The 14,435-nt window shown below is 58.9% G+C and carries 13 protein-coding genes; 7 read left to right on the forward strand and 6 right to left on the reverse strand.

The genetic code is table 11. The annotated features are described in order from the left end of the window. Positions 1-58: 58 nt before the first annotated feature. The gene (locus tag RFM40_RS05120; protein ID WP_320277257.1) at positions 59-1,912 is read right to left on the reverse strand and encodes an ATP-dependent helicase; all 1,854 of its coding nucleotides are present in this window, start codon (positions 1,910-1,912) and stop codon (positions 59-61) included. After that, a complete protein-coding gene (locus RFM40_RS05125; protein WP_320277239.1) occupies positions 1,912-3,918 on the reverse strand; it encodes an ATP-dependent nuclease in 2,007 nt (668 codons plus the stop codon). The genes RFM40_RS05120 and RFM40_RS05125 overlap by 1 nt, the downstream gene beginning before the upstream one ends. Positions 3,919-4,410: 492 nt before the next feature. Between RFM40_RS05125 and RFM40_RS05130 the strand changes: the two genes are divergently transcribed. Next, the gene (locus RFM40_RS05130) at positions 4,411-5,322 is read left to right on the forward strand and encodes a hypothetical protein (protein ID WP_320277240.1); all 912 of its coding nucleotides are present in this window, start codon (positions 4,411-4,413) and stop codon (positions 5,320-5,322) included. A gap of 248 nt (positions 5,323-5,570) precedes the next feature. Next, on the forward strand, positions 5,571-7,166 hold the full coding sequence (locus RFM40_RS05135) for an AMP-binding protein (RefSeq protein ID WP_320277241.1): 1,596 nt from the start codon (positions 5,571-5,573) through the stop codon (positions 7,164-7,166). Between the two features lie 570 nt (positions 7,167-7,736). Here RFM40_RS05135 and RFM40_RS05140 read toward each other — a convergent pair. The 4 genes from RFM40_RS05140 to RFM40_RS05155 form a co-directional block, all read right to left on the reverse strand. Further along, entirely contained in the window at positions 7,737-8,480 is a 744-nt protein-coding gene (locus RFM40_RS05140) for a hypothetical protein (RefSeq protein ID WP_320277242.1), read from the reverse strand. 3 nt (positions 8,481-8,483) lie between these two features. Next, a complete protein-coding gene (locus RFM40_RS05145; protein WP_320277243.1) occupies positions 8,484-10,325 on the reverse strand; it encodes a hypothetical protein in 1,842 nt (613 codons plus the stop codon). Between the two features lie 218 nt (positions 10,326-10,543). After that, entirely contained in the window at positions 10,544-10,936 is a 393-nt protein-coding gene (locus RFM40_RS05150) for a hypothetical protein (protein WP_320277244.1), read from the reverse strand. 509 nt (positions 10,937-11,445) lie between these two features. Next, positions 11,446-11,625 carry a hypothetical protein gene (locus tag RFM40_RS05155; RefSeq protein WP_320277245.1) on the reverse strand — a complete coding sequence of 60 codons (180 nt, stop codon included), beginning with the start codon at positions 11,623-11,625 and terminating at the stop codon, positions 11,446-11,448. Positions 11,626-11,860: 235 nt separating this feature from the next. Here RFM40_RS05155 and RFM40_RS05160 point away from each other — a divergent pair, with 235 nt between their 5' ends. The 5 genes from RFM40_RS05160 to RFM40_RS05180 all read left to right on the forward strand — a co-directional run bounded on the left by RFM40_RS05160 (position 11,861) and on the right by RFM40_RS05180 (position 14,292). Further along, positions 11,861-12,613 (forward strand): hypothetical protein, encoded by a 753-nt coding sequence (locus tag RFM40_RS05160; RefSeq protein WP_320277246.1) that lies wholly within the window; start codon positions 11,861-11,863, stop codon positions 12,611-12,613. A 149-nt stretch (positions 12,614-12,762) separates the two neighbouring features. Beyond that, complete coding sequence (locus RFM40_RS05165) at positions 12,763-12,987, forward strand: hypothetical protein (RefSeq protein ID WP_320277247.1); 225 nt, start codon at positions 12,763-12,765, stop codon at positions 12,985-12,987. 2 nt (positions 12,988-12,989) lie between these two features. Then, positions 12,990-13,694: an SOS response-associated peptidase gene (locus tag RFM40_RS05170; RefSeq protein WP_320277248.1), complete on the forward strand. Its 705-nt coding sequence runs from the start codon at positions 12,990-12,992 to the stop codon at positions 13,692-13,694. A gap of 12 nt (positions 13,695-13,706) precedes the next feature. Further along, a complete protein-coding gene (locus RFM40_RS05175; RefSeq protein ID WP_320277249.1) occupies positions 13,707-13,880 on the forward strand; it encodes a hypothetical protein in 174 nt (57 codons plus the stop codon). A 172-nt stretch (positions 13,881-14,052) separates the two neighbouring features. Next, positions 14,053-14,292 (forward strand): hypothetical protein, encoded by a 240-nt coding sequence (locus RFM40_RS05180; RefSeq protein WP_320277250.1) that lies wholly within the window; start codon positions 14,053-14,055, stop codon positions 14,290-14,292. Positions 14,293-14,435: the final 143 nt, after the last annotated feature.

Here is a 14,435-nt window from a genome sequence, read left to right on the forward strand (position 1 = left end):
CGCCAATATCCATTGCTGAAACGGAAGCGCTTACCCCAGTGCACTCAGGCGAACGGCGTCACTCGACGTTTCTGAACTCGACGCCAGACTCTCTGAGCACTCGAATAAATTCGCTCACATTCTGGAAGCCGTTGGCATCCCGCGTCAGCGAGAAGCGAATCCTTTCCCGCGCCCGCGATAGCGCGACAAAGAACACATTCACGTCGTCGTCGTTGTTCCAAAAGGCTTCGTCATTGAACTCCGTGAATATCACGGTGTGATACTCAAGACCCTTAGACTTGTGGATGGTCATGAGCTTGACTGCGCCGCGCCCCTCCACATTGTCAATGAATGCACCCCAACTAGCCGCCCCAGCACCGCATTCGGCAAAGAAGGACGCCGACGCCACTATGATGGAGTCGAGATATTCGCGGTTCTGATAATCTTTGTAGGTGCGGCCGAACTGCTCACGGCGCTCGTTCGGAAAAGCAATCTGCGCCAGCTCGATGAAATTAGCTCCGGCAGGATGTGCACCCTTGGTCAAGGCTGTCGCCGCCGCGACAAGCTCTTGAACAAGCCGAAGGCTTCGTGCCGTGCCCCTGTCCGTTGCAAGGTCGATGCCCTCCAAGCTTGCTAGAATATCACGGCAGACTTGGAACGGGCTGCCCTCACGGACGCCGTGCGCCATTTTCAAGAGAGCCGTCATGAAATGGAAAACTGGCTCTTTGACAAGGTCCTGAATTGTTAGCGGACCTAGCGACCTCGCATCATTCCGCAGCCGCAAACCTTGCGCTGCAAAGTAGGGCGCGAGACGCGCTTCGACGGCATCTGCCCTGAGGCGCGCCAAAATCACAAAGTCATGCGCGCCCAGGCCAGGATCTTCCGCCAAGGACTCTTTCACGAAACGTGCAAGACCTTCGCCCTCCGCAGCGCGCGTCGGGAATATCCAACCCTCTACCGCGTCCGGTGGAAATCCTGCGTCCCTGCGTGCACTTTCAGTGCGCACAGGTTCGGTATCCGCGAACAATTTCGACAGGTCATTGATAAGATCTACGATTCGCGAGTTGGACCGAAAATTGAATAGAAGCTTCCGGTTTGCAGCCGTGAAATCATCGTCGAACTTGTTGAAGATGTCCGGCAAAGCGCCAGCCCATCCCATAATTGCCTGATTGGTATCACCCACCGCCGTGACCACGGCGGATGCATCTTTGAAAATCTCGCTCACGAGATCGTATTGCTGTCCAGTGACGTCTTGGAATTCATCGAGGAAGACGTGGGTGTAAGTGCTCGCAATGGCATTCTTTACAATCTTCTGCGTGCGCACGATATGCGTGGCCAAAATCATGACCATGTCGAAGGAGAGGGCCGACGGAACATTGTTGAGGCATTCGCTCCACCAGAGTCGCCGGATGCGGGAGCGCGGACTTATCTCATCCGCGTCAAAATCGGGCAGGGCCCGGACCACGTTCGCTAGTTGACTTGCGTTAAACGATCGAACTTCCGGATAGTCGGCCCCATGCTTTTGCTGAAAAGCATCCCAGCTATCCCGGCTCGGGAAAATGATCTTGTAATTGGGCGAGGGCCGGAGCGATGGCTCCAGCGCTTCTCTAAATTGATCGAGCGTGCGCTTTGCAAAAGCATGCAAGGTCAGTGACTCAAAACGCCGCGCGGCCTCTGGTTCGGAGCGCTGCTGAACGCGATCTTGCAGATTGCGGGCCGCATCGACCTTGAATGCGATTGCCAGAATTCGCTTCGGCGGAGGGCAGAGCCCCGTATTGAGCAAAAACGCCGCGCGCTGTGCAAGCAGCTCCGTCTTCCCGGCGCCAGGCCCAGCCAGGATAGACATGGACGCGTTTGACTTGACGACTTCCAGCGCCGTCCCCTCAAGAGATATCCCCGGTGTCGGCCTCCAGTCTTCTGGGCTTACGAGCATCACGGCACTCCCTTCCCAGTGGCAGGTGCGATCAGAGCATTGGCCCGTTCAATCAGAGCCCTCAGCGGCTCGGGACAATTTTTCTTCAGCGTGGCTTGATCAAGCTTTCCAAACGCAATCAGGTGCGAACCTGGTTTTGATGATGATTTGAACAGGGATTTGTATTTGTACAATTCCTCGTCAGCGAAGCCGTGCTTGACCCGCTTAAGCTCAGTGTTTCCCTTTCCTCTGTCGCCAAAGACTGATTTTTTCAGCTTGGTTTTCACAACTTTGACCGGATCAAATGCTATTTCAGGCACATAAGCCGCCGGGAATGCCTTGAGCATCATCATGTCGAGATCGAGCGGAGACGAGTAAAAAATATTGTTGGCCCTCAGCCACTTTACCCAGCTCTCGAAATTCTTGGCGGATAGCTTCGTATTATCCGGCAAAGTGGCGGCAACAGCATCTACGAACACCGGAGGAATAGCTGGGGGCTGCTGGACAAGTTTTGGAATGAACGCCGGGCCCAACGCCGTGAGCCACGTAACAGCATTCCGAAGGCGCCCCATACCGCCGCCATGCCGTCCAAAATCCAAATCCAAAAGTGTGATGTGCGGAATAGAGAGGCCATTCAGCAAGCGCCATAGATGCTGTGCATGCCTGCCGCCGATCGACACATACGCGATAAAGGACGGATCAAGACTGGTGCCCAGCGCCTCTGCCATCTTCGGAATCACGATGCGTTCAGTGTCGCCTTCGCCAATGATCACCAGCTTGGCGAAGTAGATTTCAGGGTTCGCCAAAATCACCTGCTGAATGAACTTATCTTCTTCGGTTTTTTCAGCAGGCAATGGCAACGGCAGCGCCGTCGAGCGAAGGGTAGACGCGCAATTGCGGAAGTATAGCACGTGCCGCGGGTTCACACGGGACAAAATACTCGTCGCGTGGCTTGTCACGATGGACTGCGCTGAACCAGTAGCGTTCAGCGTATCGAGCAGCTTCATCAAGCGAGGCAGATAGAAGGGGGACAGGTGATTTTCCGGCTCTTCCAATGCGAAGATGGTCAGAGGAGTATGAGCAAAGTCGGCCGGCTTGAATCCCTTGAGCGCCTTCGGCAGCGCCTTGTGCATCTCCCAAACCAGGTTATGGAGTGTCGCCGACAAGGCGAAATAGAGCAAAGACATCTGTCCCTCGCTTAACTCGCCGAGCTGCCGCATCCCGCCGCCAGGCGACTTATCGAATTTGAGCGTCAGCTCCCTGATGAGCTTTTCGAACTCCACGGCGATGACGCTGATCTTAGGGGATGCGTCATAGTGACCATCATGCAATGCGGACCAAAATCCATGCAGCCTCGCCGTCACTTCAGTGATTGCATCGGTGCCGTTGAGATTTGCCTCAAGGTCCTGGGCAAACTTTAACGACGTCGCCTTGGTGGCGTCTGTCCAATCGGCAGACCATTCAAGGCGCTGAAGTACATTCTTCAATGCAAATTGACTGACGCCTCGTGAGTCTCGGTGCGCCGGAATGTAGACGACTTCAGCATATTGCGTGGTTCTCCCGCGCAACGGCGTTTTGCGTTCGTCGTCGGGACCAAATGGCACTGCATCGGTCGTGTTAACCGAGTAAATTTTGACTTCGATATTATCCTCGATCGATTCAGAGCGCTCATAATAACCCTCCAGCAAAATCCGGACCTTCATCGATTTATCGGCAGCGTTGAAGAACAAGTCATTGAACACGGCGGACACGTCATCGGTTGTCTCGAAGCCGAACACTGCATCAATGACGATCTCGCGCTTATCCAAGCGGACCGCATCTTCGCCAGGTCCAAAATGAACGTCAGAACGTTTTAACTGGCGCTCCGCCGCCACAGGCGAAAATAGGCGCTTCAACGCTTCGAGAGCAGCGGTTTTACCCGCCCCGTTATTGCCGACGAAAGCGTTCGTTCCGGCCCGTATCAAGAGGCGGACCGGAGCGTCGCCGTAGCATCGGAAGTTCCGAATTGTCAGGCTCTCAAGATGCACCGATCCCCCCGGCCGTAAACTTGCTTTTTTTCTTTTTGCAGTGAGAGGCGGATCTCGTCAATTTACTACTTGTTCAGTCCCCTCCCGATGAACGAAGGACGCGGCGTTTTCGCGGCGCCTATGCGCCAGGCTCAGTTGAAGACGAACGGTGCCTCCAGGCGTTGCACCTGGTCTACCTGAAGGTCTGCTAATGGAAAGTGCCGGCTGCTTCCTTCGGCGCTCACCAAGGGTTCGCTCGACTGAAACCGGTGCCGCTGATGTCGAAACCAGAATTGCGTGGGCGACTACGCGGGCGAATCTTGCTCAATGAGACGACTTGGAACGGATTTGGGAATGACCAGAAACATATTGTTGACAATAGCTTAGCATGGCGTTGGCGTTGACGCCGCGGCGGTGGCGCCTTAGTCCGTCCTCACCTATGGGATGGAAGGCACAAACGAAATCCAGGCCGACCTTCCACCCCAGATGCCATTGAGCGACATGGGGTCAATGATGACGGAAGCACCGCGCAGGAAGACAGAGGCCTTCGACTATTCCCAACTCGGCCTGAAGCGGGCTGATCTCGAGATCGTATTGAAATGCGAGTCCAAGCTTCTGACGTTAGGACGGAGGACAACCGAAGAGACATTCGAGGCCGGCGAGCTGCTGGGTATGGCCGCAAGCCTGATTCCAGACCGAACGTTCGGCATGTGGGCTACGGCTGTGACTCGCTACACACGCCAGCGCGTTCACACGATCATCAAGATAGCGAGGGTCCTCAAGGATCATAAATCGCGGCTCGTCCAAGCGCGGGTCCCTGACAACGTCATGGAGAAGCTTGCCGCTTCGCCGGAGCACCTGGAAGAGGTCCTTGCCGAATTCGAGGCAGGACGGAGACTGACCGGAAAGCAAGTTTCCGCCCTCATCAACGGCGGAGAAGAGACCCCCGATATCGCCCTTCCCAATGCCGGTGGTATCGCCGGGCTTCGGGCCAACGCCAAGGCAAAGCAGGCGCTCGTCATTTCCGAGTTTGTCGGGAACATCACCTGGATCATCGCCGATGTCGAGGCAGCGCTCGAGCCGGTTCAGGAAGGCAAACGGGTGTTGAAAGGCCGGTTGGCGGACAACATCGAACATCGGGCAAGGCTCGCCCGTTTCCTACTCGAGAGTATTGCGCTACTCGTTGAACTCAATCCGGCGAACGCCGCAGCGTCGCTGGTTATCCCGTTCCCGGACGGAAGCAAATGGCGGGAAGTTACGGAACTGCTGTGGGTGTTGGGCGGCCGAGATAGCTGGCCGCGCCAGGAACTTGCCGCGTGGCTGTCCACTAAGGTGCAGCCGACCCTCGCGTGGTCGATCGAGAGCGACAAGGGCACCAAACACGGCAACCCCTCCCGCCGAAACGGCAGCCAATCGGTAAAATAATTTGACAGAGTGCCAACGGTGCGGTCGACAGGGCAGCCAACAGCTATTCCCTGGAGGACGAGATCGAGCGCGGCGCTCTGGTCGCGGCCTGAGGCGTGCCATGCCGTTCGCCAAGGATTCACCAGGGGCGACCCGGCTCCATCGTGGAGACGTTTGGAAAGGCGGCGAAAACTCTCAAAATGACTAACATCGCCCTGCCGAGCTTCCGCCGTTCTGCCTGCCGTGCAATATTGGCATGGTGAACGGTCATGGACGGCGGCATGTTTCGGCCGGTCGACGAAAATCTGTCTCTGTCCGCAACGCGCAGGGTCGAGCATCCTGCGCTGAAGAGCGGCGGCGAGACGGTGAGCTATCGCTCCCTGAACCGCCTCGTCGACTCGATAGCAGCCTTCCTTCAGCGCAATCTTGGCCTGATGCCGGGAGAACGAGTGCTCCTGCTCTTGAGCAACGGCCTGGAATTCGTGACGGCCTACTATGCAGTCATGCGCGCCGGCGGCGTGGTGGTGCCGGTCAATCCGCGCAGCGTCCCGCGCGAGATAAGTCACTACCTCGATGACTCCGAGCCCCACCTGGCCGTGGCTCGGTTGGATAGCCTGGCGCACGTACCGCTGGAGAGCCTGCGCAAACTGCGCGGCGGCATTCTTGTCGACCAATCGGTGGCCGCCGGCGGACCGGGCGACCTGCCGGGGCAATGGGCAAACTGGACGCACGCCACGCAAGACGGCGGGACGCCGGCGCCCGTGAACCGCGACGGGAGCGCGATGGCCCTGATCGCCTATACGTCCGGTACGACCGGCGTGCCGAAGGGGTGTGTCCACACGCATGGCGGCATACAGTCGGCAATCTCCAGCGTGAGAGCGGCAGTCGGAACCGCGGCGACCGATGTCGTGCTGGTGACGTTACCCCTCTATCACGTGACAGGCATGCAGACCTCGATGAACGTCCCGCTCGATGCCGGCGCGACATTGGTCCTAGCTGAGAAATGGGATGCGGCGGCTGCGGCGCAATTGATCGAAACGCATCGAGTCACGCGATGGCGAAGCATCGCAACGATGATCAGGGACTTCGTCGAGCTTCCAAATATCGGGGCCTTCGATCTCTCGAGTCTGAACTCGATCGGCGGGGGCGGCGCCGCGGTACCGCTCGGATTACATGCGCGAATCCGCGAGATCACCAGCCTGGACTACCAAGAAGGATTTGGCATGACGGAAGCAATGGGCGCGACGCACATGAATCGCGCGAGTGCGCCACGGCCGGGCTCGATCGGCCGCCTGGTTGAGGGCGTCGATGCTTTTGTCATTTCGACAGAGACGGATTTGCCTTTGCCGGTTGGCGAAGAAGGCGAATTGGTCGTCGCCGGCGCGCAACTGTTCAGCGGTTATCTCGGCAGGGAGGATGAGACGAACCGGTCGCATCTTCAAATCGATGGGCGACGCTACTTCAGGACGGGCGACATCGGTCATGTCGACGAGGACGGATATTATTTCATCACCGACCGTCGCAAGCGGATGATCAATGTTTCCGGCCTAAAGGTGTGGCCGGCGGAAGTCGAGCAGGTGATCATGCGGCATCCGGATGTCGTGGAAGCTTGCGTGGTTGCCGCCGAGGACTTGCGGCAAGGCGAGATGGTGCGTGCGATCATCGTGCTGAAACCCGCCGTCAGTCGGGACGGGATGGTGGAAGAACTGACCGGCTGGTGCCGCGAAAATCTTTCCGCCTACAAGATCCCCCGACTGATCGAATTCAGGGATGCGTTGCCGCGCAGCGCTACGGGCAAGACGGACTGGAAGGCTCTTCAGCAACAGGTTTCGGCAGAAGCCCCGGTGTCGCGCTCGATTACCTGAGTCCCGGAAGGGAACATCGCCTGACTGCCGCCTAATCCGTTTGTCTTCACCGCATTTGTGCGACGCCAACCGATTCCTCTTGGCTGCAAGATGCCCCTAGCTAGCTAGCAACGACGCAAGGATCACAGCCGATAGGCGGGCCATGGTGACGACTGCGGCGCATCCGGCCCGGTCTGCATCGACGAATTGAACGCCATTGGAAGCTGAAACCGCCGTCCCGCTACACCCGGCCAGGATTGGGACTGACGGCAGTTCCCGGCAGTTGTCGCGCAGTTGAGGGATTCAGGCACTTGAAAAAAAGTGGGACAACTCACTATCCCGGAATTTCATTGAGTTTTCGGCTCGCCTGTCCCAATCCCCGCAAAATTGCAGTCGGACCTGGGATCAAGTGACTGCGGGTGGGGAGGAGGCTCTGCTTTGATTGATCCGTACTTCGTGAACAAGCTCGTCTGCGGGATAGCTGGCTTGGCATCTGCTCTTGTTGACGAGTCACTAAAAGAGAACAATCAACTAGCAAAGACGAACAGGTAAAAATCATTCAACAAATTGAAAAGTGAACGAATAAGAATTTCACATCTTAGGGGACAGAGCCGTGCGTTGTTCGGAGTAGTTGGCGAGCCAGTATTGGAGGATATTCTGCACGACAGTCGCTTTGTCGGAGATCTGATTCCGGCCGTCGACGATATCGATCTTTCCGCTCCGCATCACATAGGGATTGTTGCCTTTGGGAACGCCGAGGCTGACCTCGATGAAGTTCCAGTATCGGCCGTCGGTGAAGATGCCGCGCAGGAACGGAGGCAGGAACGGAGGCTTCATCCCGCTGAGCTGAACCAGCGTAATGAGTTCGGAAAGCAGCTGCCATTGTCCATTCTCTCGCGTTGCATTGTCGGGCGTCAGCAGGTCCTTCTTGGCTTCGATGACGATCGAAGGGAAATAGATCGGCGCCACTTTCTTGGCGTCGACCGACGAGATGAAATAGTCGAGGCGCCCGTGGCCGAGGCGTCCGGGGCGTGTCTTGTCGGCCGAGATGTTGTATTCGGTGGTGACGATGGCGTTGTGGGAAGCGCCGACGAGCGCTTCGGCAATGAACAGGTCGATGAAGATCCGGCGCGCTGCTTCGGACTGGTCGAGATTGAAGCGGCTGCGGACGTTGTCGAGCCGTGCCCGGAAGGGCTCGAGGTCGTGCGTCCCCTGCCCCTTCGGCTCGGCGGCGGGCAGGAACTCCAATCGACTATAGCCCAGTCCCGCAAGCGCGGTGCCGATCAGGTTCTGGCTTAGGACAGTATTGTCGAAGTCGCTGAAGGCTACGCTCATGGTTCAACCCGCCTGTGCCTTACCGGAGGAAGGCGGATCCGCTTGGAGCTTCCGAAGTTTTAGTCCGGTCTGCGGGAAGAAGCTGGCGGGAGCTCCGCCGACTTGAACCGAGCAGCGCTGATACCTGTTGGCCGGCCCTGGCTTCTCGACATAGCCGCCCGTGGTTGCCCACGAAACGCTCTTTCCGCCGTCGCCCCATTCCACCGAAGGGTCGATCTGGAACGGCGTTCCGGTAAGGTCGACGTTCGCGGTCCCGAACGGCCTGCGGTCTTGGGTCTCGGCATCGCGCATGTGGTTGCTCGCGGAGGCGGTCGCATAATCGGCGGAATGGAAGGTCGGGCCCTGCTCTTTCTTGGCATTTGTGTCCAGCAGGCTCGACCCCTTCGTGGTTGCGAACGTCGTATCATGAAGTCCGACGAGCATCGTCTGCGGATCGAACGCAATCTTGGTGTAGGTCGTCTTGAGCGAATCCCCGCGCCTGAAGTAGCAAATGCCGTTCGACGATTTCGGGCTTGCCGGCCAGCAGGAGGAATTCGCATCGCCGGCCGCGCGTAGAGTGATGTACGATCTCGGCAGCGAGCCGTCCTTCGGGAAGACGCAGTAGAGGTCGACGGACGAACTCGAGTCATTAGCGTCGAGAAAGATGGGATACTCCTGATCGGGGGGCGCGCGGTTGCTCGATGGGTCGAACATCATCCGATAGATATCGGTCGCGGATGTAGGTAGCTTCATCCAGCGCGGGGGCAGGCCGGCGACAAGATCGATGCTTGGCTTGAGCTCAGAGCGCTCCTTGATGTCCTCCTCCGACTGGAAGTCGGCAGAGGCCAGGCTGGACAACTGGGATACTCGCCGCATCTCCTTTTCCAAGAAAGAACTTCCCTCGAGCAAGGTGCGCTGATCGGCAGCGATCTGGGCCGGCGACAGCGCGGACAGGAATTGCGTGCCGAACTTGCTCATGTAGGAGAGCAAGGCGAGCCGGTCGTTGAGCCAGAGCCGGACTTTGGCCAGGCTCTCGATCTGCGAGAAGATGTTGTCGATGTTACCGAAATCGACATCGTTGAAAGCAAGAAGGCTCCGGTAGGGCGTCAAGGTCGCTCGCAAAGGAAAATGCGTATCGGCGTTCTGCAGGCCGGTCTCGAACGAGTCCAAGTTCGTAAGGATGTTTGCCACGGTGAGGTCGGACCAGTTAAGATTCCGCGGCCCGCCTGTCTGGCAGACATAACAGTTGACGTTCCGCCCCTTCGAGATCGCGTCGATCTGGCCGGTGAACTTAGCGCTTCCGCTGAACGAACCGGCGTTGGCGCTCACTTCCGCGCTCAAGTTCATCTGGTCGGTCACGCTGTGGGACTGGAGCTCGAGCAAGACGTAAAGGGAGGCCCCGCGAACCCAGCCGCTGACGAACGACTCCCCGAAGGCATCAAAAAAGCTTATCGGGCTGGTCTGGATCTTTTTGAGCGCGCGCGGATCGACGGTCAGTGAACCGATCTGCGCGGCGGACAGGTTCTGAGGCCTAGCAGTCGCCTCGAAGCTGGCCAGCATATAGACGCTGTTCTGATCGCATGAATGATCCCGGGTGAAGCTGGCGGTGGCGCTACCACCCATGCCCGTAGGCGTTGCGAACGCCGCGCTGGCCGAGACACCCAAGGCCAGAGCCAGGCTTTCCGAGTCCTCGATGAGGCGTATGGTCCGCTCGGTTTTGAGGGCAATGGTCTCGTAGCTGAGCTCGTCCTCGGAGACCATCGAGTCGGTCGTGAAGCACGATCCCATTATGGTTTGGGATCGGTAGCTGAACCCCTTGCAAATGCCGGTGCCTTCCGACCAGTCGACTGAAACTGGAAGCGTCATTGAAGTTCCCCCCGCGGCTCTGCGACCGCAAATTTGTAGTTGCCTATGTTAACCGTACACAAGCAATTGCTTATGTTAGCGTAAACAAATAGGGTCTACGGGCTCGATGATTGGAATAATCAGCCGCGCTTGCAGCTCGTCTCCTGGTTCCTCCGCCGATCTCGCGCAATGCTGCGACGCAACCGGTGCGACAATTTCGTCGCCAGTTTGTTCCGGGATCAGCTTGTGCGCAGCGTCCCCGGCAACCTCTTCCGGCTGGCTTTCCTGGTGTAGACGGTGGTCTGCGAATTCGTCGTCCAGCCGACAATAGCCATCAGCTCCTCGTCGGTGGCGCGTTTCTCAGCGGCGATCGTGGCGCCAGCTTTGCGCAACCCCTGCATTGAGCTATTGTGCGGCAAATTAGCCTTGTCGCACCACTCGCGCATCTTATTGACGGGTTCTTGTTGAACGGCTTGCCGAACTCGGTGACGAGAAACGGAGGGGGTGGAGAAAAGTGGGACAAAAACAGCGGAAAAGTTGAGCAATATCAACAGCTGAAAACCCGTTGGTGTCCTGGCAGGGCATCGCAACCAACCGAAGTGTGATGCTGGGCGCGCGGTGATGTGTATCATTTTAATACAATCTTCGATTTGTAGACTCCCTTGATGCATCGGCAGCTAGTGTCTCCGTCCAGGCTAATGGAGGGAAAGGCCACGGACCGAGAGGAAACCAATGTCTGTCCAAAAAGAAGACTATCGAACGAACAAGGCCGATTATCTGATCGCCGCGACGAAGGGCCGATCGGCCGTTGATGTCGGCCTCAACGAGACATCGGAAAGAAGGATGAAATCTCTTTGGGCAAGAGACTCGCAAATCGCCCGATTGGCCGCAAACCCGTGTGAAAGCTTCCCAGGACCAAGAGCCAGGCCGCGCGGGAACTAGCGGCGCTGGTGCTTCCTTCGAGACCGCAGCGGCGCCTGGGGCTACTCCCGACTCCGCCTTATGGATGCATGCCGACCATTTCGGCAGGGGCGTATATTTGTGTCAGCCGGTGCCGTGTCTCGCCCCCGAGCCCCCACCGGTTAGGCCCGGCGTTTGCTGGCCTACCCCGTCAGCCTGCCGGGCCGCTCCCGCTGTTCATTTACTCATCGCGCCAGATCACGCGCTTCTCCCAACGGATCTGCACCAGGCGCCGGTACCGGATTGTGTGGGCCTGCTCTCCGGTCGGGTGGAATAGCTGCGCGCTCATCCACTCCCGGCTCTTGCATTGCTGACAGCGGACCTTGTCCCGCACCTCGTCGATCGTGACGTTGCCGATCACCTCTCGCAATTCGAGCGGCTTGTAGTAGCGCGTGACGTTGCAGCGGGCGCAGCGGATGCCACTTGCCCGGCGTCATGGGCATGCGTCAGGGTCCACGCGGCGCCTCTCGGCCACTTTTCGGGTTGTTCCGGCATATGCTGAAATGAGGAACATATTCCTGTGAGGTCAAGGTTCCCCTTGACTTCTTGTTCTCTTTTTGTTCTAAATTGGCAAGATAGCCTCAAGGGAGGCGAAAATGCCACTTCGCTTGGTCATCGAGAACGCTACAGCGGAAGAACTCGCTCGCGGGGTAGCCGCCGCAGAGGCGGTTTTCGAAAGCTCTGGGATTTCCTACGAGGATGCTGCGAACGGCATGCTCGCAGTTGAACTCTGGGACATGAAGGGGTTCCCAGAGGATGCGGAGCCGAGTGAGGAACAGGATGCGGCGGCCACCGTCTGGTTCAAGGCTGAGCGCGCCGCCTGTGAAGCGTGCTGTGCGGGATGGCCCGAGGACAAGGTCGTTCGGGCCCACAGGGTCTTGGGGATCGGTCCGGTCGAACCCAGGGTCAAAACGGTCAATCTGGCGACTTGGCCGGACAGACAGCGGCGCTACCGGGAGATCGTTGAACGTCTCGAAACGGCCACCGGTCCTGACCGGCAACTCGACATCGACATCTGCTATGTCATGGGTTGGGTCAATGAACCGGGAACGCCGAAAGAGGCGGCCGAGTTGGGTCTGCCCTATCTCACTGGCAACCTGGCTGAGGTTGCGGCCATCACCGAGAAATCCCTTCAGGGCTGGACGATCGAAATCGACCAGGATCCTTGCGACGCGCGCATCATTGAGCCGGAGCGCGACGAGGATGACGACGATGACATGAGCGTGGCCGCATGGCGTTGTCCGGATGGCTACCTGCACATGGAGAAGCCACCGGCCAATACCGCGATTGCGCTGACACTGGCGGCTATGCGCCTTCAGGCTGACAGTTTCCTGCCCCAGGCATGGTGAGACGAAGCCGCGGCATTCCGACGCCAACGATCATCGACCGCGAGATGCCGCACCAGGTCGCGCTCCCTGACGATCTTTGCACGGACTGCAACTACACGCTCATCAGGCGCTTTCTGCACGAGCGTCGCCTACCATGCAGGACACGGGCTGTGATCGCGGTCTGGGACGACGGCAAGCAGGAGCAATGGCGGGTGCATTGCTTCGCCGGCCCTGCGGCCGCTGCAGCCTTCCTTGACCACTTCGGCGGCATCGTGTTCGATCCGAAGCGAGACAGGCAGAACGGGCGAGCTCGCGGTGTCTGGCGGCGCCGGGGCGCCTATGAGCGCATTCTGGAATTGGGGCCGCTCAGTGTCCCGGAAGCCCTGCGGAGCTAACAATGTGCAATCTCTACAACATTACGACCAGCCAGGAGGCGATCCGCCAGTGGACGCGAGCGCTCCGCGACATCTCCGGCAACCTCGAACCGTCGATTGACATCTACCCCAACCAATTTGCCCCGGTGGTCCGCAATGCCGCCGACGGCAGCCGCGAGATCGCCAATCTGCGGTGGGGCATGCCGACGCCGCCTGAACGGATGCGTGGCAACGCCGATTCTGGCACCACCAACGTCCGCAACCCGCAGTATGCCCATTGGCGGCCCTATCTCGGCGTAGAGAACCGCTGTGTGGTGCCGGTGACAAGCTTCGCTGAGCCGTCGCCGACACCGGGCGACAAGGACTCCGAAACTGGCGTCCAGAAGAATTTCTGGTTCGCACTCAGCGAGGAACGGCCGCTGTTCTTTTTCGCCGGCCTGTGGACGCCCTGGCACGGCGTGCGCAAGGTGAAGGAAGGCCCCGGCGACCACGAGCTCTACAGCTTTCTGACGACCAAGCCCAACGCGCTGATTGCGCCGATCCACGAGAAGGCGATGCCGGTGATCCTGACCACGCCGGAGGAAACTGACCTGTGGCTCACTGCGCCGTGGTCGGAGGCGAAGAAGCTGCAGCGGCCGGCGCCGGACGATGCGCTGGTTATCGTCGAGAAGCCGGCAACGCAGATCAATTTCCCCGCCGCGACGCCCGCTCAGGCATCCTTGTTCTAGGCAGAAATCGCCGTGGATCAGATCATAAACCTGGACAGCCGCCAGGAAGCTGCGTTGCAGAAGGTCGCCGATAGGTTCGTCGCCCTGCACAAGGGCGACACGATGAAGGCGCTGAAGGAAATGATCGTGCTCAACGGCCACCTGCAGGACCAGATCGACGCGCTCAAGCGGCGGCAAAACCAGTGAGCGACGAGCCGACCCGCCCCAGAGAACTTGTGCTGCCACGCGGCCACGGCCCGCTTGGGCATGTTTGCGAACACGCCGGATGCGGCAAGGATGCCGGTTGGGGTTTCGCCCGGCCAAGGCAGCCGTCGCATTGGTTCTGCTTCGAGCACCGCGGCGACGGAGAGAGGTTCCTGTGATCAGCCCGCCTAGACGCACCACTGCTTACCCCGACTGCGAGGTCGACTGTCAGGAAGCGATGGAGCCCGGCTTTCAGGCGATCGTCGACTGCATGCTCGATGTCGGCTGGCAGCGCGGCGAGGTGATGCGGGCGTTACGGCGTCTGATCGCCGCCGACAACATGACGCAGAAGGAAAACGCCAGAGTTGAAACCGAGTTGGCAATGGCGCGGGCGATTATGCGCGCCGGGTTATAGCTCAGTTGCCCTCCGCCTCGGCAAACTCGCCAGGCAGGTGCCCTTCAAAATGGGACGCGATATATGCTGCTCAGTTAGCCCGTCTTAGGTTCGGGCTCCGGAGGCGGCGTGTTCGGGCCGGGGCAATCAGACAATTGCTCACA

The organism is Mesorhizobium captivum (assembly GCF_033977165.1).
GTDB classification, from domain to species: Bacteria; Pseudomonadota; Alphaproteobacteria; order Rhizobiales; family Rhizobiaceae; genus Mesorhizobium; species Mesorhizobium captivum.

What these genes read in the sequence shown, in the direction of transcription:
- RFM40_RS05120 (WP_320277257.1), bottom strand. Translation starts at nt 1,912, where the DNA reads ATGCTCGTAAGCCCAGAAGACTGGAGGCCGACACCGGGGATATCTCTT.
- RFM40_RS05130 (WP_320277240.1), top strand. Translation starts at nt 4,411, where the DNA reads ATGACGGAAGCACCGCGCAGGAAGACAGAGGCCTTCGACTATTCCCAA.
- RFM40_RS05135 (WP_320277241.1), top strand. Translation starts at nt 5,571, where the DNA reads ATGGACGGCGGCATGTTTCGGCCGGTCGACGAAAATCTGTCTCTGTCC.
- RFM40_RS05140 (WP_320277242.1), bottom strand. Translation starts at nt 8,480, where the DNA reads ATGAGCGTAGCCTTCAGCGACTTCGACAATACTGTCCTAAGCCAGAAC.
- RFM40_RS05145 (WP_320277243.1), bottom strand. Translation starts at nt 10,325, where the DNA reads ATGACGCTTCCAGTTTCAGTCGACTGGTCGGAAGGCACCGGCATTTGC.
- RFM40_RS05150 (WP_320277244.1), bottom strand. Translation starts at nt 10,936, where the DNA reads ATGATACACATCACCGCGCGCCCAGCATCACACTTCGGTTGGTTGCGA.
- RFM40_RS05160 (WP_320277246.1), top strand. Translation starts at nt 11,861, where the DNA reads ATGCCACTTCGCTTGGTCATCGAGAACGCTACAGCGGAAGAACTCGCT.
- RFM40_RS05170 (WP_320277248.1), top strand. Translation starts at nt 12,990, where the DNA reads ATGTGCAATCTCTACAACATTACGACCAGCCAGGAGGCGATCCGCCAG.